At 35.0% G+C, this 20700-nt stretch carries 19 protein-coding genes and 2 pseudogenes; 16 read left to right on the forward strand and 5 right to left on the reverse strand.

Annotated features, from left to right (window positions below; all coding sequences use genetic code 11):
* Positions 1–448: 448 nt before the first annotated feature.
* Together U860_RS0123825 and U860_RS0123830 are read left to right on the forward strand one after the other, a co-directional pair.
* Positions 449–2758, forward strand: coding sequence for a binary toxin-like calcium binding domain-containing protein (locus tag U860_RS0123825; protein WP_025150477.1), 2310 nt, complete (start codon positions 449–451; stop codon positions 2756–2758).
* A gap of 803 nt (positions 2759–3561) precedes the next feature.
* The gene (locus U860_RS0123830) at positions 3562–4953 is read left to right on the forward strand and encodes an amino acid permease (RefSeq protein ID WP_025150478.1); all 1392 of its coding nucleotides are present in this window, start codon (positions 3562–3564) and stop codon (positions 4951–4953) included.
* 48 nt (positions 4954–5001) lie between these two features.
* Here U860_RS0123830 and U860_RS0123835 read toward each other — a convergent pair whose 3' ends face one another.
* A complete protein-coding gene (locus tag U860_RS0123835) occupies positions 5002–6021 on the reverse strand; it encodes a zinc-binding alcohol dehydrogenase family protein (RefSeq protein ID WP_025150479.1) in 1020 nt (339 codons plus the stop codon).
* Between the two features lie 337 nt (positions 6022–6358).
* Between U860_RS0123835 and aiiA the strand changes: the two genes are divergently transcribed.
* Complete coding sequence (aiiA, locus tag U860_RS0123840) at positions 6359–7111, forward strand: N-acyl homoserine lactonase AiiA (RefSeq protein ID WP_025150480.1); 753 nt, start codon at positions 6359–6361, stop codon at positions 7109–7111.
* 56 nt (positions 7112–7167) lie between these two features.
* On the opposite strand, the gene U860_RS0123845 is transcribed toward aiiA, so the two are convergent.
* The 3 genes from U860_RS0123845 to U860_RS0123855 form a co-directional block, all read right to left on the reverse strand.
* A complete protein-coding gene (locus U860_RS0123845) occupies positions 7168–7647 on the reverse strand; it encodes a hypothetical protein (RefSeq protein WP_025150481.1) in 480 nt (159 codons plus the stop codon).
* A gap of 145 nt (positions 7648–7792) precedes the next feature.
* Positions 7793–8257, reverse strand: coding sequence for a DMT family transporter (locus U860_RS0123850; RefSeq protein ID WP_025150482.1), 465 nt, complete (start codon positions 8255–8257; stop codon positions 7793–7795).
* 13 nt (positions 8258–8270) lie between these two features.
* Complete coding sequence (locus U860_RS0123855; RefSeq protein WP_025150483.1) at positions 8271–8717, reverse strand: DMT family transporter; 447 nt, start codon at positions 8715–8717, stop codon at positions 8271–8273.
* A 108-nt stretch (positions 8718–8825) separates the two neighbouring features.
* On the opposite strand from U860_RS0123855, the gene yeiL reads away from it, so the two are divergent.
* The 5 genes and pseudogenes from yeiL (at position 8826) to U860_RS0123885 (ending at position 12387) form a co-directional block, all read left to right on the forward strand.
* Positions 8826–9518 carry a transcriptional regulator YeiL gene (gene yeiL / locus U860_RS0123860; protein WP_025150484.1) on the forward strand — a complete coding sequence of 231 codons (693 nt, stop codon included), beginning with the start codon at positions 8826–8828 and terminating at the stop codon, positions 9516–9518.
* A gap of 28 nt (positions 9519–9546) precedes the next feature.
* A pseudogene (locus U860_RS31910) lies at positions 9547–9902 on the forward strand (glyoxalase superfamily protein).
* A 42-nt stretch (positions 9903–9944) separates the two neighbouring features.
* Positions 9945–10682, forward strand: a complete 738-nt coding sequence (locus U860_RS0123870; protein ID WP_025150485.1) for a metallophosphoesterase family protein — start codon at positions 9945–9947, stop codon at positions 10680–10682.
* 134 nt (positions 10683–10816) lie between these two features.
* Positions 10817–11860, forward strand: coding sequence for an NAD(P)/FAD-dependent oxidoreductase (locus U860_RS0123880; protein WP_025150486.1), 1044 nt, complete (start codon positions 10817–10819; stop codon positions 11858–11860).
* 278 nt (positions 11861–12138) lie between these two features.
* Positions 12139–12387, forward strand: a complete 249-nt coding sequence (locus U860_RS0123885; RefSeq protein ID WP_025150487.1) for a hypothetical protein — start codon at positions 12139–12141, stop codon at positions 12385–12387.
* A 49-nt stretch (positions 12388–12436) separates the two neighbouring features.
* On the opposite strand, the gene U860_RS0123890 is transcribed toward U860_RS0123885, so the two are convergent.
* On the reverse strand, positions 12437–13474 hold the full coding sequence (locus tag U860_RS0123890) for a serine hydrolase domain-containing protein (RefSeq protein WP_025150488.1): 1038 nt from the start codon (positions 13472–13474) through the stop codon (positions 12437–12439).
* Between the two features lie 209 nt (positions 13475–13683).
* Between U860_RS0123890 and U860_RS0123895 the strand changes: the two genes are divergently transcribed.
* From U860_RS0123895 to U860_RS36610, 8 genes and pseudogenes are all read left to right on the forward strand, one after another.
* A complete protein-coding gene (locus U860_RS0123895; protein ID WP_025150489.1) occupies positions 13684–14421 on the forward strand; it encodes a GH25 family lysozyme in 738 nt (245 codons plus the stop codon).
* A 94-nt stretch (positions 14422–14515) separates the two neighbouring features.
* A complete protein-coding gene (gene bla2 / locus U860_RS0123900; protein ID WP_025150490.1) occupies positions 14516–15289 on the forward strand; it encodes a BcII family subclass B1 metallo-beta-lactamase in 774 nt (257 codons plus the stop codon).
* Between the two features lie 888 nt (positions 15290–16177).
* Entirely contained in the window at positions 16178–17464 is a 1287-nt protein-coding gene (hcp, locus tag U860_RS0123910; RefSeq protein ID WP_025150491.1) for a hydroxylamine reductase, read from the forward strand.
* Between the two features lie 489 nt (positions 17465–17953).
* Positions 17954–18274 carry a PadR family transcriptional regulator gene (locus tag U860_RS0123915; protein WP_025150492.1) on the forward strand — a complete coding sequence of 107 codons (321 nt, stop codon included), beginning with the start codon at positions 17954–17956 and terminating at the stop codon, positions 18272–18274.
* Between the two features lie 76 nt (positions 18275–18350).
* A complete protein-coding gene (locus tag U860_RS0123920) occupies positions 18351–18692 on the forward strand; it encodes a DUF1048 domain-containing protein (protein WP_025150493.1) in 342 nt (113 codons plus the stop codon).
* A 171-nt stretch (positions 18693–18863) separates the two neighbouring features.
* Positions 18864–19625 (forward strand): ATP-binding cassette domain-containing protein, encoded by a 762-nt coding sequence (locus tag U860_RS0123925; protein WP_025150494.1) that lies wholly within the window; start codon positions 18864–18866, stop codon positions 19623–19625.
* Positions 19626–20375 (forward strand): ABC transporter permease, encoded by a 750-nt coding sequence (locus U860_RS0123930; RefSeq protein WP_025150495.1) that lies wholly within the window; start codon positions 19626–19628, stop codon positions 20373–20375.
* 57 nt (positions 20376–20432) lie between these two features.
* Positions 20433–20613: pseudogene (locus tag U860_RS36610) on the forward strand (hypothetical protein); the annotation flags it as partial.
* Positions 20614–20700: the final 87 nt, after the last annotated feature.

A 20700-nucleotide genomic window follows, 5' to 3' on the forward strand; every position in this document is an offset into this window, starting at 1 on the left:
AATTTCTTTATTTTTGGAGAAACAGCGGAACTGGGACAATTCTTAAGCAGAATCGCATGTGTAATTATAGGGATTTTATCTTTTATAATTAAATCGTTTATCAATAAAAGGAACACAACTTTAAAAAAGTAGTGTTCCTTTTATTTTTGTCATCTATCATATTTAAATTTTATTAAATAGCAAAGTAAAACAGGGAGCAAGCATAGAAAATTTCTTCTTCCTTTTTTTGTTAGGATATGATTTATAAAATTCGTTTCTGCAATTTCCACACTTTTCTATGTGTTAAGAAATGCTGCGACGAAACCGTTTATATCAATAAAGAAAAAAAGATTTGTGAAAGACTTTTGTAACATTTGCGAAAGAGAAATGAAAGACTTGTTAGATATTATGAAATCAATCTTACTAGTAGATGTTCAAACACGTATAGGAAATATGGAGGAAAACTAAGATGAAAAAATTAAAGCCAATACTTGGTGCAGTAAGTAGTTTAACTATGGCATTGACGATAACAGCCCCTGCTTTAGCTGAAACAAAGCCTGAACAAGACGGAAAAGTGGAAACCTTTAAAGAAGATACAAATTTAAAGGAAGGACAGAATATTATCTATGGTGATTCTGGAAAAAAGGGAATCATGATTATGGAAGAGCCACAGGAAAATAATGATTGGGACGAGGATGGTATTCCTAATGATGTGGAAGAAAAAGGATTTAAAATTGTATTTAATGAAAAGACAGGGAAAAATGAAGCCCAGTTATATGACCTAGTGCAAGACTTTGGGAAAAAGAGATTTATAACAAATCCTAAGAGTGCAAACTCAGATGGAGACCCTTTTACAGATAGCTATGAAGTGGAGCATTATGATAGTGATTCTGATATAGATTTTAACCCCATGATTGCGAATGTACCAAATCTACAAATTGCTGTAAAACGTATTGATATTACTCCTGTTGCTAGTATTACAGACTCAAATGGTGAGTCCCGTACTAAGACTTGGGAAAAAAGCTTATCTGTACAACATTCTTTTAATGTTGGCTTAGCTGGTGAAGGTGGCGCTGAAGGATCAGCAGCGGGTCCTGTACCATCGGGTAAGGGATCGATAAATGTGGGGTATGGTTATTCCAATACAAAAACGGAAACAGAAAGCATCTCTAATAGCTTTGACTGGTCGACAGCAACCACTGTTGATTCATCTAAAGCAGCAAATGTGAGGCTTCATCTAGAATATAAAAATACGGGTACTGCATCTGCTGGAGATGTTTCACCGCACTTTAACATTCGATTAGGAAATAAAATTATTAATACTGTAAAGGCAACACAAGATCGTTATAAAGCCAACTTGTTAACTACAGCAAAAGGTGGAAATAATAAAACTGAAATTCTAATGGATAGTATAGAAGGTCAAGCGGATGTGAAAATTTCCTTAACACTGGATGAATTAAAAGCGGTAGAACAAGGGGCACCACTTTCTATTGAAGTCTTGCCTACTAGTACGATGAATGTGTATACAATGAAAGATGGACAATTTGTAAATTTAGGAGATTGGTCGCATTTTGCATCAAATGTAAATGCTTCTACTACATTGGTAGAAACAAACTACGGTTCTATACCGAAATATAGAATCTATACACCAAGAACGGGCAAGGAAAAGCCTGCTAACATTAATCATAATCTTTCACTAGACGAATTCTTTGCACATACTGGGATAGCTGATAAAGGTTGGGTAGCGAATTATATAGTAAATGGTCGCCTAAACGAAGAACGAGTTCGTTATGGTCCAAGTCGGACTCTTTTAGAACGAGGTAAGAACCTTGGTTTCTTTGATAATCGTGCACTACGACCAACTCTATCATATAGCAGTTATGATTATAGCAAGAAAAAGATTTACGCATCGGTTATACCAGGGATATTTAATTTGGGTGAAGAAATATTTGTTACGGTTCGAAATAAAAAAGGTGAGAGCCAAAAGGTAACATTAGTTCGAAATCAGAATTCCAATGTGTATGAATCTAAAGAAAATGAGCCTGTAGACATAGCAGTAAACCGTGCATCTCTTGGAGAATATCAGGCAAAGTTTGAACTCATTGATGCAAAAGACAATAAAACTGAAGTCTTCACGCCTCTTGTTTCAAATAAAAGCTATCTAGAAGCTATCGATAAATTAGTAATAGATAATTCCGGAGAACCTATAGTAGAAGGTAAAAAGTACTATTTGAAGTCATCTGTTGGCTTTTATAATGGTGTAAAAGAATCTTGGTCTGCCGGAACTTTAAGCCAGTCAATTAATGGGAGATATGTACACTTTTCACTTAAGGGGAATAATTGGGACGGATTGAGACTCGGTCCTATCCAACAAGCAATACATGGACCAGACATTCAAGCAACACCAGTATTGATTGAAAGAAAAGGAAAATCTAAACCTGAAGAACCATTCAAAAAAGATGAAGAAGTATTTCTTAAGTTTACGAATAGTAGCCATAGTAATTACCAGTATTTAAACTTTGGAAACGGTTATGATTATAGCTGGCTAGATACTGAACAGAATAGATCTGCTATTAAATTAGACAAAATTCCTAATCAGAAGAGCTTCTATATAAAATCTGATTCTACTTATATAACATCTAGAGAAAATCAGTGGACTAGTTCTGTTGCAGATAATGGTATTGCCCCGCTTGTAGGTGGTGGTGAGCGTGTTTTAAAATCCGAGCACACAACTTCACCGGGTAATCATCACCAATGGGAATTAGAAAGTATTAAGTAAAGAATGATGCTATATGTATGAGGTTATAAAGATATCAAATCTTTCTGTTGGAGATGTCAATCTTCTCGTTTCGGGTTATTTGAATTTATTAGCCTGATGGATATGTAGCGAAACCTAGGATGGTAATACTTAAAATAATATAAGTAGTATTACAATTTAAAATGAATGCATAAAAAAAGACACTCATAAGAGTGTCTTTTTTTTAGCTGCTAAATCCACCGCAACTACCACCATATCCCACAATAATTCCTCCTTTACGTAAAAGGGGGAATTATTGTTTCACTCTTTTGTTTTAACGGTTTTACATTACTTTATGTTTTTATAATGAATGAGCAGGTCCTTTGAGAAATAATTAAAGAAAAACAACGTGCAGGGATAAAGTTAGCGAAACGAAAAGGAGTTCACAGAGGAGAGATAATTAAGGTTTTGTTGAATAAAAATGCGTTACAATAGTTTATTATTTAATAGAGAGTTTTTGGGAAAAAACCTTTATTTTTCAATAATATTGAATTTATGTTTTTAGTTACTAATATAGTAATGGATTGTATTCGATTTGCATATAACAATCTACCAGAAAAAGTAATTGTATTTTTCAGATAAATGAATTATTATAAAATAAGAAATTTTACAATTTTACAAAGGGGGGAAATGAAGAGGCTTTTACGACTTAATAAAAAGTAAAGAATAACTTTTAAGTGCGCTAAAAATGATACTCGCCTCATCATTTTCAAACCAAAGAGGAATTGGGGTACAGCATCTTGCTTTAAAATGCGGCTATGAATCATCTAAGAGGGGGAAGTGAAGTGGCAAACAAAGAATTGAAACGAGGTTTAGAAGCACGTCATATTCAAATGATTGCGTTAGGCGGAACGATTGGTGTTGGTTTGTTTATGGGGTCAGCCAGCACGATTAAATGGACAGGCCCGTCAGTAATGCTTGCATATGCAATTGCAGGTATTTTTATCTTCTTCATCATGCGTGCCATGGGAGAAATGTTGTATATGGAGCCAAGTACAGGTTCATTTGCGACGTTCGGTCATAAGTATATACACCCGTTAGCAGGTTATATGACAGCGTGGAGTAACTGGTTCCAGTGGGTTATTGTTGGGATGTCAGAGATTATCGCGGTTGGAGCGTATATGCAATATTGGTTCCCGGATTTACCAGCTTGGATACCAGGTGTTATCGCAATGGTTATTCTTGGTGCTGCTAACTTAATTTCGGTTAAGTCATTCGGTGAATTTGAATTTTGGTTTGCAATGATTAAAATCGTTACGATATTATTAATGATTATTGCTGGATTCGGTCTCATTTTCTTCGGAATTGGGAACGGAGGAGAGGCAATCGGTATATCTAATCTATGGAAAAATGGCGGTTTCTTTACAGGTGGTTTTTCAGGGTTCTTCTTTGCATTATCACTTGTAGTTGGGGCATATCAAGGTGTGGAATTAATCGGGATTACTGCTGGTGAAGCGAAAGATCCGAAGAAGACACTTACAAGAGCTATTCAAAGTACAATTTGGCGTATTTTAATTTTCTATATTGGTGCTATTTTCGTGATTGTAACGGTGTATCCTTGGGATCAATTAAGTTCAATTGGTAGTCCATTCGTCGCAACTTTTGCGAAGGTTGGTATTACGGCAGCAGCTGGACTTATTAACTTCGTTGTTATTACAGCGGCAATGTCTGGTTGTAATAGTGGTATTTATAGTGCTGGACGTATGCTTTATACGTTAGGTGTAAATGGACAAGCACCGAAATACTTTACGAAGGTTTCTAGTAACGGTGTACCTTTATTCGGTACAGTTGGTGTGATTATCGGTTTAGCGGTTGGTGTTGTTTTAAGTTATATTGCACCAAAAAACTTATTCGTATATGTATATAGTGCAAGTGTCCTTCCTGGTATGGTACCATGGTTTGTTATTTTAATTAGTCAAATTCGTTTTAGAAAAGAAAAGGGAGCAGCGATGAAAGATCATCCATTCAAAATGCCATTTGCTCCTGTTACAAACTATTTAACGATTGCCTTTTTAATTATGGTGTTAATCGGTATGTGGTTTAACGATGATACTCGCATTTCACTAATTGTAGGTATTGTTTTCTTAGCTATCGTAACAATTAGTTTCTATGCTTTCGGAATAGGGAAGCGTGTTCCGTTAGATGTTCAAAATGATCAAGAGGTTTCAAGTAAATAGAGATAGTAAAAAAGTCCGATTTCTTATTTGGAAATCGGACTTTTGTTATTAAAATTCCTCTAATACAATTTTCCCAATTGTACGGCCACTCTCAAGCAATGCATGTGCCTTTTTAAGGTTTTCTGCATTGATCGGTGTTAGCGTAGCGTTTAAAGTTGTTTGAAGAATACCTTCATCTAATAGCTCACTTACTTTATTTAAAAGTTCGTGCTGCGTAATCATATCACCAGTTTCATACATCGCTTTTGTAAACATAAACTCCCAAACGAATGTAGCACTTTTACTTTTTAAAATCCCCATCTCAAGAGGGTGTTCATTTTCTACGATAGAGCAAATTTTTCCTTGTGGTTTGATGATATCACCGATCGCGTGCCAATGTTGATCTGTATTGTTTAAGCAGAAGATATAATCTACATCTTTTAGCCCAAATTCTAATATTTGATCTTTTAAAGGTTGGTGATGGTTAACTATATAATCGGCACCGAATTTTTCAACCCAGTGTATCGTTTCACTGCGAGATGCGGTTGTGATTACATTCAGTCCAGCCCATTTTGCTAATTGAATAGCAATTGAGCCAACACCACCAGCTCCGCCGATAATTAAAATATTTTTAAATGAATTCTCATCTTTCTTATTATAATCAATCCCTAAACGTTCAAACAAACCTTCCCACGCTGTAATAGCTGTTAAAGGAAGTGCTGCCGATTCAGCATCAGTTAAAGTTTTTGGTTTTTTACCAACAATTCTTTCATCAACTAAATGGTATTCACTATATGTACCTTGTCTCGTAATACTTCCAGCATAAAATACTTCATCGCCTTCTTTAAATAATGTACAACCTTCGCCAGTTTGTACGACAACACCACTAGCATCCCAGCCGAGTATTTTCGGTATGTCTTCTTTTTTATCTTTCGGAGAGCGAACTTTTGTATCAACTGGGTTAACGGAAATCGCGTTAACTTTAACGAGCATATCTCTTCCTGTGGCAACAGGTTTTTCAATTTCAACATCAATTAAACTGTTTTCTTCTTCAATAGGTAAGTATTCATGTAAACCAATTGCTTTCATTTCTATTCCCTCCATTAAAGTAAGAGTCTATTCTTTTTTATTATAGTGGGTAATGTGTCGTTATGTAAAAAAGTAGACTCCATTTTGTTACAGTGGAAGATTTTTAAGGGTATCATGGTGAGATTGCGTTTTATATAGTTATTTTCATAAAGATGGTTTTAGTGTTAGTTTTATAGGAATTTTCTTATGTTACATCACAGCTGTTTTATTGTTCTCGACTATTCGGAGATTCAAGAATAGAAAGTAACAATGGAAGTTGAGAAGGAGTTTATTTCTTATAGGTGGAATTTTTTACTGTATCGTTTTATCTTAAATTATTTGTAAAGGTGGATACATAATGACAGTAAAGAAGCTTTATTTCGTCCGAGCAGGTCGTTGTATGTTGGACCATTCTTCCGTTAATAGTACACTTACACCGGGAAAATTATTAAATTTGCCTGTATGGTGTTATCTTTTGGAGACAGAAGAGGGGCCTATTTTAGTAGATACAGGTATGCCAGAAAGTGCGGTTAACAATGAAGACCTTTTTAAAGGGACATTTGTTGAAGGACAGATTTTGCCGAAAATGACGGAAGAGGATAGAATCATAAACATCTTAAAACGTGCAGGATATGTGCCAGAAGATCTTCTGTATATTATTAGTTCACATTTACATTTTGATCATGCGGGAGGAAATGGCGCTTTTACGAATACACCTATTATTGTACAGCGTGCTGAATATGAGGCGGCGCAGCATAGAGAAGAATATTTGAAAGAATGTATATTACCGAATTTAAACTACAAAATTATTGAAGGGGATTATGAAGTAGTACCAGGTGTTCAATTATTGTATACACCGGGACATTCGCCAGGGCATCAGTCACTATTAATTGAGACGGAAAAATCAGGTCCAGTGTTACTAACGATTGATGCATCATATACGAAAGAAAACTTTGAAGATGAAGTGCCGTTTGCTGGATTTGATCCGGATTTAGCTTTATCTTCAATAAAACGTTTAAAAGAAGTAGTTATGAAAGAGAATCCGATTATTTTCTTTGGACATGATATAGAGCAGGAAAAAGGCTGTAAAGTGTTCCCGGAGTATTTGTGATATTGTATATAAAAAAGTCATGGGCTCGTTAGCTCATGACTTTTTTATATGCATTATTAAATGATTTTCTTGAATAAGTTATATACTTTTTGCGAATTGCTTTCATTTAATTGATAATAAGTAAGATTTAAGTCATCAGGAGTGTTTTGATGGGCAATCATAACTTCACTACTGTTGTTATCTACTATCCAAATTAAATATTGTTTATAAGTTCCATCTTGAAAAGTAATCCACATGTTACAATCTACTAAATCAGAACCTTCTTCATCTAGCGTTAAATCGCCTTTTTTTGCTGTGTCCATACTGTTAATGAAAGTTTTTAATTCATCTGTTTTTGTAAGGAAGATAGATTTTTTCGTCTTAATTGACTCTACATGAATATCTTTTATTTCTTGTTTTCCTAAAAAAACAGGAGGCGCATTTGGGTCTCTTTGCGTTGAAATAATAGTAGCTTTCTTTTTTGGCTTGCTAGATGTATATAGATCTTGAATAGATTTTCCAGAGTTTAAAAACCATACGATTCCAAAAATAATCAATACGCTACTGAGTAGTAAAATTATTTTTTTAATAGGATTGTCTCCTCTCTATGAATTCGAACTAAATAGGTTCTATATTAATATATATGATAAGAGAACGTGTATATTCTACTAATAGTGAAGAAACTATCATGACCTAATAGGGCTATAATTGAACATGGTTATTCTTCACGGTTTTAATTGGACGATCAACAAGTAAATTGTAAGTAAGACCAAGTAATACTAAAATTCCACCAACAATTTTGCCAATTGAGAGTTCGTTTGATAGTAAGAAATCTATAACAGTCCCCATAAATAATTGTCCGATAAAGATGAGTAGCGTTAAGTAAAATGCTGATATTTTTGGAGTAATATAGTTTGATAATACGATGACGATAACACCTACTAAGCCCCCTAAATATACAGCGAAAGGAATGGATTGCAACGTGTGACTAGATATATACAAAGAGTCTGTACTGAAAATCAAAAATAATGCAGAGAAAAATAACCCGGTAATATAATTGAAGAAAGTGCCTTCCCAAATTCCTATTTTTGTTGCTAAATTCGCATTAATAATTCTGGCAACAACGATAGAAACCCCAACTAAAATAGCGATACAAATATATAACATTTTTTTACCCCCATTAAAAAATAGTCATGACAACAATTCCAGAAGAAATGAACAATAATCCAATCAACTTTTTCTTTTCAAACTTCGCAACCTTCATTCCTAATAGCCCATAATGATCTATAACAATAGAAGCAATGGACTGTCCGAGTAAGCTTAATGCAATCGTAATGGAAGCACCAAGGGCGGAGAAGCTTATATTACTAAAAAGAACGGTGAAAACCCCAATGGCCCCAGCGCTGTATAGATAAAGCGGAATACCTTTCTCAAAAAGAATTTTATTTTTGTTAATGATTAAAACGATAACAACTGCTACTAAGCCAACGAGGTGAATGACAACGCTTGCTGTATAATTCCCTATAATTTCGGATAAGATTCCGTTTAAAGGAATCATAATTGCGATAAGTGCACCTATAAAGACAGAAAGAAAGTTATACAATGTGATGTCCCCTTTATATTTCATATTTGTAATGACTGTATCATGCTGAAATTGTGTATTACTATGACATATGTCATAGTGAAAGAAGAAAATTTTGATTACAATGTGGATGAGTGGTAAAGGCGGGGGATTATGAAAAAGGTATGTAATTCTAGTAAGCTAGCAGATTATATGAAACAAAATAAAATTGATTCATTTTTTAGTAACGATATGAAGCCTTATATGGAGCTATTATTTTTTAGAAAGAATGAATTCATATGTAGGGAAAATGAGGATATAGATTATTTGTATTTTTTTGTTGAGGGAAAAGCGAAAGCATTTAACACATTAAGTAATGGGAAATCTGTATTGCTATGTTTTTATGATAGTTTGCAGTTGCTAGGGGATGTAGAATTAATTCACTCTCAAAAGATTACTTCAAACGTACAAGTAATGGCAGATTCGTATTGTGTTGGCTTGCCTTTAGGGAAAGTTAGAAACCAACTATTTCATGATGCGAAATTTTTAAGATGTATTTGTGGATCATTAGCTCACAAATTAAACAGACTTTCAAAAAATAGTACAATTAATTTACTATATCCGCTTGAAAATCGACTTGCTAGTTACATGTTAGCAGCGGGGGAAAGAGCGGTTCAGCATGGAAATAGAATTGTATTTAATGGGAATTTAACGGAAACAGCTGAATTGTTAGGAACGAGTTATCGGCATTTATTGCGCACATTAAATACCCTTTGTGATAAAGAGATTATAAAGAAAAACAACGGTTGCTTTGAAGTGATGAATGTAGAGGTGCTGAGGGAACTGGCTGCGGATGTGTATAGATAAAATTTTATAAATAGGAGCATTATTGTAAATGATTACACCTATCTTTCGGATTTTTGATATTGAAAAAGCATAGCTATTTTACTTTAACTTTTTAGGATTTAAACTTGATTGGGAACATCGGTATGAGGAAAATATGCCATTATATATGCAAGTCTCGTTAAATGATGCTGTGATACATTTATCCGAACATCACGGTGATGCATTACCAGGTGGTGCGATTCGTGTGAAATTGAACGATTTAAAAAACTATCATGCAGTATATTATCACGTAAAGAATATCCATATTCTAAACCTAATATAGAGAAAACACCTTGGGATACGATTGAATTAACAGTGATTGATCCATTTTCAAATAGAATTACATTTTATGAGGAAGTAATATAGAAATTGAGGTGCCACAAATAAGTTATTAAAGTAGGGGATAGGATGAAAAGGAAAATAGCTATAATTTCAGATGTTCACGGGAATAGTGACGCTTTAAAGGTAGTATTAAAAGATATTTCATGTCGTAACGTGGATTTAATAATAAATTTAGGTGATAGTGTATATGGGCCATTAGATCCTATAGGAACAATTAAACTATTAATGAAGAATGAGATGGTACATATTAAAGGAAACTGCGATCGTATGCTATGGGAATCGTTACAAGAAGAATCTTCTACATTGAATAAAGTACAACAGTTATTAACAAATGAACATATAGATTGGCTTAAAAAACATCCTTCTCAGTATGTCGTAGAAGATATTTTATTTTGTCATGGTACACCAAAATCCGATGAAGTATATTTATTAGAAGAAATGACTGAAAATGGTGCGGTGCTAAAGACTGAAGAAAGTATAATGGAAAAACTACAAAATGTTGAACAAAAGATAATAGTATGTGGACATACGCATATTCCTAGAGTAGTTTATTTATCAGACGGAAAGATAATTATAAATCCAGGGAGTGTAGGACTTCCAGCATACAAAGATGAGCTTCCTGTTTTGCATAAAATGGAATCGGGAACACCACATGCAAAGTATGTAATAATGGAAAAAAATGCGCAAGATTGGTTAATTGAACAAATATCTGTTTCTTATAATTGGGAAGAAGCGGCTCAGCTAGCTGAAAATAGTGATCGACATGATTGGGCAGTTGCGTTAAGGACTGGGAGAATAGAATGAAGGGTAGTTTACTTATTAGTAAACTGCCCTTTTTGTTTTGGGAAAATATTGAATTAAACAAAAATAAAATGATATGATTAGGTATAATATGAACATGTGAACAATTATTCATATATTATAAAGGAGGAAAAATGATGCTAGATGCAATTATTGTAGGAGCCGGTCAAGCTGGATTAGCAATGGGATACTATTTAAAGCAGGAACGTTATAACTTTTTGTTACTCGAGGCAGGGAACAGAATTGGTGATTCGTGGAGAAAACGCTATGAATCACTACAACTTTTTACACCAAGGGCATATAGTAGCTTGCCAGGTATGGCATTAATAGGAGAGAAAAATGGATTTCCATATAAAGATGAGATTGCCAGTTATTTAGAAGGATATGCACAATATTTTCAATTACCAGTACAATTACAAACTGAGGTTTTAAAAATAAGGAAACAAAAAGACATATTCGAATTACACACTTCTACAGAAATTTTACAATCGAAAAACGTCATTATTGCATCAGGTGGTTTTCAGCAACCATTCATCCCCTCATTTTCACAAAATCTTTCATCACAAATTTTTCAAATACATTCATCACAATACAAGTCACCATCGCAAGTTCCAATGGGAAAGGCGCTTGTAGTAGGTGGTGGGAATTCAGGAATGCAAATAGCAGTAGAACTTGCAAAAACTCATGAAGTTACAATGGCTATAAGTCACCCTTTAACGTTTTTACCGTTACATCTATTAGGAAAAAGTATTTTTTATTGGCTAGAAAAAACTTGTTTATTGTATGCCGAAATAAATACAAAGAGAGGAAGGTGGTTTCAGAGGGAAAAGGATCCCATTTTTGGTTTTGAAGGTAAGGAACTCATTCGTAATGGTGCAATAAAACTACAGGAAAAAGTCGTAAGTGCATCAGGAAATAATATTATGTTTCAAAATGGTGGCACGTATAGTGCACAAAGTATTATATGGTCAACTGGTTTTGTCCAAGATTATAAATGGATTGAAATAGAAAAGGCAGTGAATATGAATGGATTTCCTAATCATACAAAAGGAAGGAGTCCAGTAAGAGGATTATATTATATCGGGTTGCCGTGGCAATCTCAACGGGGTTCTGCGCTTATTTGTGGTGTAGGAAAGGATGCAGCACATTTGCTTTCTGAAATCAAAAAAATAGACCAGTAGCAAATACTACTGATCATCCATATGTACATGAATTAGGAGAGGTCAATCATTTATTAGCCTTATTATAATAGATTTTCAGAGACGAAAAAACTAAAAAATCGTGTTTCTATGTTGAGAAAGTTTTTTGTATCGAAATATAAAAAAATGGGGATTTTTATTGAAAGAAAATATGATATTTATATTTTAGTAAATTATGATATAGTCTATAAAAGGATAATTTCCTAAAATTTGATTTTTCACATAGTAATTACATTTGTAGATGGAAAGGGGAAGTGATTGTGAAGTTTGATGATCAACGTCTACTAGGAGTACGATTGGGTTCTGTACTCGTAACGGAAGAAAATCAATATTTAGTAATTAAGAAAAAAGACCATTATGCACTATTAAACATACATAATTTAGAATGCACACATGTGGAAGTGCAGTTAGAGCATATTGAAGAACTGTTGCATGAAGATTTTCAAGAAAGTATAACGGAAATTATCGCACCGGAACATATTAAAATTGTGGCGAAAAATGTGATATAAAGAAAGAGGCTGGGAGAATCAGCTTCTTTCTTTGTTTTTGCTTAGTTCATTATAAGGATAACATTTTTAAAACCTCACCAATAATCCCTTCCATTTGATGAACACCTAAATCCGAGTTTGTCATAATAATAGCGCTATTCCCTCGGAGTGGATAACAAACCATCATACATTGGAATCCAACGCCCCAGCCAAGTGAATAAATTTGTAAGTCTTCATTAGAGTCATCTAGAAAAACACCTAAGCCAGTCCATTTTGAGCAGCCTTGAGGAGAAATCATATCTTGTACTGTTTTTGGAGAAAGCGCTAGCTTGCTATTTCCTTGTAAGGAATGAATAAGTTCGATTACTAAAGTTGATAAGTCCGATGGTGTTGTCCAAATGCCTGAAGCAGCTGCAAATGGATAAAACGGATACTTTTCATTTGTTACAGTCCCATCTTTATTATGCCCGCAAGCAAAGGTATTGGTTTTCTCTATGTCTTCAGGAGAGAATAGTGTACTATTTTTCATTTGTAGTGGCTGAAAGATAAATTCTTTTAGTAACTGACTAAATGATTGCCCAGTAATATCTTCTAGTAGTTGTTCGATTATACAAAAGCTTGCGTCAGAGTAGTGAAATTCACTTTCTGGTTCATAATTAACTTCTAGAGGTACTGGGCAATATAATGTTTTACCGGCAAGGAGTTCAGGAATTTTAGGTATTCCTTGCGCAAGCCTATAATGTTCAAAACTATTAGGAGGGTCGATTATTCCGGATTGATGACTTAATAAATTTCGTAAAGTGATTTTTTTCTTTGAAGTCAATTTGTTGGTAGGGATTTTCCAAGATGTGAGTCTATCATTTACGTCTTCATCTAAATTTACAATTCCTTGATCACATAATTTTAGTACGAGCGTTGCGGTGATGAATTTGCTAATAGAACAAGAATTGAAGATGGAATTTGTAGTAATATTTCTAGTTGTTCCAGATTCCAGTGTTCCGTAGGTTTTCGCTTCGTCTAGTTTGCCATCACGTATAACAGCAAGGCTTAAACCGGCAACAGAATATTGTTTCATTTGCTTGTATATATTTTTACTTAATAGGTTCATAGTATCTCCCTTCTAATAAAACGGAATATTAACTTTATTATACATTAGTAAATAAAGAGAAGTGTTGTGAATGGAATAAAAAGGTGAGTTTTAATAGAAGGAGAGAATAAAAGAAAATGGAAAATAGTTGCTTTAAAAAGAACTTGGTCTTGTAAGCCGAGTTCTTTTTAGAATAGTATGAGTTTAGTGTATACAAAGGAGAGATACAGATGAAAAAGAAGCTTATAATAGGAGGATTTCTTACCTTAATTAGTGTAATGGGGATAGTTGTTTACTTGATTTTCCAAGGGATATTCATTCCAAATCAATTAAAAGCGGATAAGTTTTTAATAAAAGGTGTAGATGTCGCATCTTATCAAGGAGAGATAGATTGGAGAGAGTTAGAAAAACAGAATATGAAGTTTGCGTTTATAAAGGCTACTGAAGGGAGCTCGTTTGTGGATGAGTACTTTTCGGAAAATTGGACTAATGCTGATAAGACAAATATGCGTATAGGAGCGTATCATTTTTTTAGTTTTGATAGTAAGGGTGAAACGCAAGCAGAGCAATACATAAGAACTGTTCCAAAACATGAACGAGCATTGCCACCAGTTATAGATGTTGAGTTTTACGGTGATAAAAAAGACAATCCCCCTAAGCGTGAAGATGTTACGAAAGAGTTGACGGTAATGATAAAAATGTTAGAAAAACATTATGATAAGAACGTGATATTGTATGCAACTCAAGAGGCGTATGACTTGTACATAAAAGATGCATATCCTGAATGTGATATATGGATTCGTAGTGTTCTTACAAAGCCGAGTTTATCCGATGAGAGAAAATGGACGTTTTGGCAATACACGAACCGTGGAAGATTAAGCGGTTATAATGGAAAAGAAAAATATATTGACTTGAATGTGTTTTATGGGAATGAGGAAGAGTTTGAGAATTATGGAATGAAAGATTAATAAAAAATATGTAAGAAAAGATGGAACAAACTTTTGGAATGAATTGTCTATTATAGGTAATAACTATTTGCTTTGAAAGAAAGGATTGATAAGGATGAAAAAGAATACGTTATTAAAAATAGGGCTATGTGTTAGTTTACTAGGAGCAAGTCAATTTGCTACTGCAATATCTCCTGTACAAGCAGAACAAGAGGTAGAACAGAAAGTAATAAAAAATGAGACAGGAACAATTTCAATTTCTCAGCTAAACAAACATGTATGGGTTCATACTGAGTTGGGTTATTTTAACGGAGTTACAGTTCCTTCGAACGGTCTAGTTCTTAATACTTCTAAAGGTTTAGTACTTGTAGACTCTTCTTGGGATGATAAGTTAACGAAAGAATTAATAGAGATGGTAGAAAAGAAGTTTCAGAAGCGAGTAACTGATGTCATTATTACACATGCACATGAGGATCGAATTGGCGGAATTAAAACGTTGAAAGAAAGAGGTATTAAAGCGCATAGTACAGCATTAACTGCGGAACTAGCAAAGAAAAATGGTTATGAGGAGCCGCTTGGAGACTTGCAAACGATTACGAGTATGAAGTATGGAAATATGAAAGTAGAAACGTTCTATCCAGGTAAAGGACATACAGAAGATAACATTGTCGTATGGTTACCTCAATATAAAATTTTAGCTGGAGGCTGTTTAGTGAAATCTACGGAAGCCAAAGATTTAGGGAATGTTGCTGATGCGTATGTAAATGAGTGGTCCGGATCAATTGAAAATGTGTTGAACCGATATGGAAATATGATTTCAGTAGTACCTGGTCATGGTCATGTAGGTGACAAAGGATTGCTTTTACATACACTAGATTTGTTGAAATAAGAAACGAGAAATAAAATAATGATGAAGCTTATTGTAGATTTAAGAAACTTTTGGAATACAAAAGAGAGAAGAAAACAATTTCCTTCTCTGTTTATTCTAGCTATATTTAAATGCTGAAGCTATCGATTACGCCTGAATACGTCACTGAGATTTTAATTCTAAGTATACAAATACTAGTACCGTCATAATTGCTATAACAACGTAGGTAGCATCAAGCATTATAAGTGTTTTTAAAGTTTCAGTCATCAAAGTTCACCCCTGTTATAAAAATATAACATGATTTCTTTATCAATTAGATAAGAGATCATAAAGATAAAAATGTACATGAAATTCCTTAAGTAGTTGTTATATCAATATATCATAAAGTAATGTAAATAATGTTAAGACAGTGTAAAAGTATTGTAAATAAAGAGATTTCTCATAAAGTCTTTAAAACGTTTTTAACAAAAAAATGATTGTTCCTCAAAATGAAAAAAACGCCATTCTTCTGTTGAATGATAGAAAAGGATGGCGTTTTTCTAAGTTTATTTCTGTAACTGATGAATTACAACTATTTGCTTAAGAGATTCAAAACTCTTTATTGACAAATATATTACGAAATCTTGGTTTTGTACAATGAACTAGTAAGTAAAAGATTTAGTTGCTTTACATATATTGATGAATCAAAATGTCGCTAGCATTTCTTTAAAATAATTATCTAGATGTTTGGAACCATCAATAGAAGTGTCCATGCTTATGTATGAATTTTAAAGTGTCAATAAAAATATTATGTCAACAATATGAACTGTCACAAACTTTTACATATTATTGTGATTGATATCACATCCCTTTTTCTCAATGGGTATTATGCTTAGTTTGTAAGGAATGATTGGGAGAGGGTGGGATGATATGTTTTGTTATCAATGTGAACAAACGCCAACAGGTGGATGTAAAGTAATAGGTGTTTGCGGAAAGAATGAAACCATTGCAAGTTTACAAGATACGATTGTGTTTGGGTTAAAAGGAATTGCAGCTTATCGTACCCATGCTGCTCAGCTAGGGTATACAGATGCATTTGTAGATGCTACAACGCAAGAAGCGTTATATATGACATTAACAAATTCTAACTTTAATGAACAAGAACATATTGATATGGCTATGAAAGTAGGGAAATCAGCTTTACGAGTGATGGAGTTATTAGATGAGGCACATACGAATCACTTTGGTGTTCCAGAGCCTGTTCAAATTACACAAAATCATGTAGAAGGTAAGGCAATTGTAGTTACTGGTCATAATTTATTTGCATTAGAGGAATTACTAAAGCAAACAGAAGGAAAAGAAATTAATATTTATACGCATTCTGAAATGCTACCAGCACACGGATATCCACAATTGAAAAAATATAAACATTTAAAAGGAAACATTGGTAAGGCATGGTATGATCAGCGACGTCTTTTTGAAAAATTTACTGGTGCCATTTTAGCTACGACGAACTGTGTTATGCCAATTAAAGGATCATACTCTGATCGATTCTTTTCATATGACATTGCAGGTCTAGAAGGTGTACGAAAAATTGAAAATGATGATTTTACACCATTGATTCAAAAAGCGCTAGAACTTCCAGAAGTACATATGGATTCGGATGAACAGTTAGTGACAGGGTTTCATCATAATACAGTATTATCATTAGCTCCAGAAATTATTGAGGCAGTGAAGGAAGGGAAAATAAAGCGTTTCTTTGTCATTGCAGGTTGTGATGCCCCGGGAAAAGGAGGAGAATATTATCGTGAATTAGCAACGTCACTTCCGCCAGAAACGGTTATTTTAACAACTTCTTGTGGGAAATTCCGCTTTAATGATGTAAATTATGGTGTTGTACCTGGTACGGAGATTCCGCGTTACATTGATTTAGGGCAATGTAATAACTCAATTTCGACAGTGAAAATAGCGGCCGCTTTAGCAGATGCTTTTCAATGTGAAGTGAATGAATTGCCAGTGAGTATTGTTCTATCATGGTTTGAACAAAAAGCGGTTGCCATTTTACTTGGGCTATTTAGTCTTGGGATTCAAGATATCCGCATTGGTCCAAAGGCCCCTGAATTTATTTCACCTGGCGTGCTTGAGGTATTACAAGAAACATTTGGTTTAAAACTAATTACAACTGCAGCAGAAGATATGGATATGATGTTATCGTAACAAAAAAATGATCCGTCTTATTAATAAGAAGAGTTAGCCATATTCATTAACTTCTGTATAGTATAGCGCCCCAACACAAAAAGGTAGAATTTTTGTGTTGGGGTATTTTCTTTTCTTAGTAGGATAAGTATGTGGCGAAATTTTTTCAAAAAGAAAATCGGCTGTATCTAATAGGTAATAGTTGATTTTAGAAAAAATATAAAAATCGAGTTGACATCTATCGCTACTTAGTCATACAATGTACTTGTAATAAGCGATACTGAATAGTGTTGTTTCTCAAAATATATTCAGTAAACAATAGGTAATAGCGGATTTTAGAAAAAATTTGAAAATCAGTTGACATTCTCTCTACTTAGTCATACAATGTACTTGTAATAAGTAATACTGAATAGTGGGGTTTTTCAAAAGCTATTCAGTAAAAATTCGCCTTAGTACTCTGTAATACTGAATATAAGTCAGACAGAATAGGGGGTAGAGGAGGATCAGAATATGGAAAATTTAACTGAAATGCTGAAAGGTTCGCTGGAAGGATGTGTGCTGGAAATCATCAGTCGCCGTGAAACGTATGGCTATGAGATTACCCGTCACCTGAATGATCTTGGGTTTACCGAAGTCGTGGAAGGAACTGTGTATACCATCCTCGTACGATTAGAGAAGAAAAAGCTTGTGAATATTGAAAAGAAACCGTCAGATATGGGGCCGCCCCGTAAGTTTTATTCACTTAATGATGCTGGCCGCCAGGAGCTTGAATTGTTTTGGGGAAAATGGGATTTTGTATCCTCAAAGATTAACGTCTTGAAGTCAAACTAGCTTCATAAGATAAGTTATTACGTCTAATGTTTTTGGAATTTCTTGTTCTGCTTTATAAAAAAGGAGGAAAAACAATATGATGGAAATGTTCAAAAAATTAATTGGTGATAAAAAAGAGTACAAAATGATGATGGCACGAGTTGGGGCTCTGCCAGAGGACTACCAGTTTGTATTTAAGAAAATTCAAAACTACATGTGGAATTTCTCAGCGGGCAACGGGATGGATATGCTACACATACAGTATGAATTAATCGATTTGTTTGAAGCCGGTGCGGCGGAAGGCAGACAAGTGCTTGAAATCACTGGGGAGGACGTGGCATCTTTTGCTGACGAACTAGTGGCAAATGCTAAAACTTATGTCTCCAAGTATCGTGAAGATTTGAATGAAAGTATCATGAAACAATTGAGAAAAAAATAAATGCAATAGGTAATACCGACTGATTAGCTGGTTACAAATGTGAATTGCCGCCATCGCTATTCAGTTATATTTTTAAATCAGTACTAAGTAATACAGATTATCAGTGATACTAAATAGAGAAGTGTAGGCAGTCTAGCTTTGCAAAATATTTTTTATAAGGAGGAAAAAAGTATGACCAATGCAGCGATTTCTGTAAAAGGATTAAAAAAATCCTTTAAAGATAAGGAAGTGTTAAAGGGGGTGGATTTTGAGGTGCAGCGTGGCGAAATTTTCGCACTGCTGGGCTCAAATGGAGCTGGCAAGACGACGACGGTCAACATCCTCTCGACGCTGATGAAGCCCGATGGCGGCGAAGTAGGCATTTGCGGTTTTGACGTTCAGCGTCAACCGGATTATGTTCGTCAAAGCATCAGTCTGACAGGACAGTTCGCAGCTTTAGACGGTATGCTCACGGGGAGAGAAAACTTGATAATGATCGCCAAGTTGCGTGGAGTTTCCAATCCCGCTCAAGTTGCTGACAATTTGCTCGCAAGATTTAGCCTGACAGATGCAGCTAACCAGAGGGCAGACCAGTATTCGGGAGGGATGAAGCGCCGATTAGATATCGCCATGAGCTTGATCGGGACGCCAGCAGTCATTTTTCTCGACGAACCGACGACAGGGCTTGACCCCGAAGCGCGGATTGAAGTGTGGGATACCGTCAAGGAACTGGCTGGCGGTGGCACAACAATCTTGTTGACAACTCAGTACTTGGAGGAAGCAGAACAACTGGCGGACCGTATCGCTATCTTGCATGGCGGAAAAATTATTACGACTGGTACTCTTACTGAACTTAAAGAGATGTTCCCGCCAGCAAAAGTGGAGTATATCGAGAAACAGCCGACATTGGAAGAAATTTTCCTTGCAATCATCGGCAAAAAGGAGGAGATGTAAATGAAGAGCAAAACAGGGGTATTACTAGGTCGTTTAATGCGCAATATTATGCGCAGTCCGGATACGATTATTACAGTAGCGATTACACCAATTATGATGATGCTGTTGTTTGTCTACGTATTTGGCGGCGCCATAGAGACAGGAACGGATAACTACGTCAATTATTTATTGCCGGGAATCTTGCTGATGGCTATCGCATCCGGTGTCGCTTACACTTCCGTGCGGTTGTTTACGGATGTAAAGAGTGGGTTGATGGCACGTTTCATTACTATGCCCATCAAGCGCTCGTCAGTATTATGGGCTCACGTATTAACCTCACTCGTTGCTAATGTGCTTACTATCGTAGTGGTTATCCTTGTTGCGCTTTTAATGGGCTTCCGTTCTAGTGCTAATATTCTAGATTGGCTCGCGGTAGCTGGAATACTCGGGATGTTTACACTAGCGCTGATATGGCTGGCTGTCATTCCCGGATTGACAGCGAAGTCTATGGAAGGGGCGACAGCCTACTCGTACCCGCTAATTTTTCTACCATTTATCAGTTCGGCTTTTGTTCCTACCGAAACTATGCCAAAAATTGTTCGTGCGTTCGCTGAGAACCAGCCTGTGACTTCAATCGTGAATGCGATTCGTGCCCTCTTGTATGAAGGGTCTGTTAGCAACGATATCTGGGTCGCGCTTGCTTGGTGCGTCGGCCTCATGGTCATCGCTTACTTCTTCGCCAATAAAGCATTTAAACGTCAGTTAGGGTAAGTACACCATCGGTTCGGTGTCTCGTGACAACTAAATTTTCCGAAATAAAATATATGTTTGGAAAAGTGGATTGAAATCACATTAATCTTAGTTATTGCTATAGTTGTTGGTATTTTTACTGGTTACACAGTTGGTACGTATGTAGGTTCAGACGTTGAAAAAAAGCAGACTGAGAGAGTTAAAGGGGAAGAAATAATATTTTGAACTCAATTCTAATCGTCATATAATTAATGCAATTTTTATATATGAAAAGCCCACCTATTTCCGTAGGTGGGCTTTATCTTTATTACACAATACCAAAGTATACTCTCTTTTTCTCATAAAC

Origin of the sequence: Bacillus sp. H1a (assembly GCF_000633475.1) — a bacterium.
GTDB lineage: Bacteria > Bacillota > Bacilli > Bacillales > Bacillaceae_G > Bacillus_A > Bacillus_A paramycoides.

What these genes read in the sequence shown, in the direction of transcription:
- U860_RS0123895 (WP_025150489.1), top strand. Translation starts at nt 13,684, where the DNA reads ATGAAAAAGAAGCTTATAATAGGAGGATTTCTTACCTTAATTAGTGTA.
- U860_RS0123835 (WP_025150479.1), bottom strand. Translation starts at nt 6,021, where the DNA reads ATGAAAGCAATTGGTTTACATGAATACTTACCTATTGAAGAAGAAAAC.
- yeiL (WP_025150484.1), top strand. Translation starts at nt 8,826, where the DNA reads ATGAAAAAGGTATGTAATTCTAGTAAGCTAGCAGATTATATGAAACAA.
- U860_RS0123915 (WP_025150492.1), top strand. Translation starts at nt 17,954, where the DNA reads ATGGAAAATTTAACTGAAATGCTGAAAGGTTCGCTGGAAGGATGTGTG.
- bla2 (WP_025150490.1), top strand. Translation starts at nt 14,516, where the DNA reads ATGAAAAAGAATACGTTATTAAAAATAGGGCTATGTGTTAGTTTACTA.
- U860_RS0123870 (WP_025150485.1), top strand. Translation starts at nt 9,945, where the DNA reads ATGAAAAGGAAAATAGCTATAATTTCAGATGTTCACGGGAATAGTGAC.
- hcp (WP_025150491.1), top strand. Translation starts at nt 16,178, where the DNA reads ATGTTTTGTTATCAATGTGAACAAACGCCAACAGGTGGATGTAAAGTA.
- U860_RS0123850 (WP_025150482.1), bottom strand. Translation starts at nt 8,257, where the DNA reads ATGTTATATATTTGTATCGCTATTTTAGTTGGGGTTTCTATCGTTGTT.
- U860_RS0123825 (WP_025150477.1), top strand. Translation starts at nt 449, where the DNA reads ATGAAAAAATTAAAGCCAATACTTGGTGCAGTAAGTAGTTTAACTATG.
- U860_RS0123880 (WP_025150486.1), top strand. Translation starts at nt 10,817, where the DNA reads ATGCTAGATGCAATTATTGTAGGAGCCGGTCAAGCTGGATTAGCAATG.
- aiiA (WP_025150480.1), top strand. Translation starts at nt 6,359, where the DNA reads ATGACAGTAAAGAAGCTTTATTTCGTCCGAGCAGGTCGTTGTATGTTG.
- U860_RS0123890 (WP_025150488.1), bottom strand. Translation starts at nt 13,474, where the DNA reads ATGAACCTATTAAGTAAAAATATATACAAGCAAATGAAACAATATTCT.
- U860_RS0123925 (WP_025150494.1), top strand. Translation starts at nt 18,864, where the DNA reads ATGACCAATGCAGCGATTTCTGTAAAAGGATTAAAAAAATCCTTTAAA.
- U860_RS0123920 (WP_025150493.1), top strand. Translation starts at nt 18,351, where the DNA reads ATGATGGAAATGTTCAAAAAATTAATTGGTGATAAAAAAGAGTACAAA.
- U860_RS0123855 (WP_025150483.1), bottom strand. Translation starts at nt 8,717, where the DNA reads ATGAAATATAAAGGGGACATCACATTGTATAACTTTCTTTCTGTCTTT.
- U860_RS0123930 (WP_025150495.1), top strand. Translation starts at nt 19,626, where the DNA reads ATGAAGAGCAAAACAGGGGTATTACTAGGTCGTTTAATGCGCAATATT.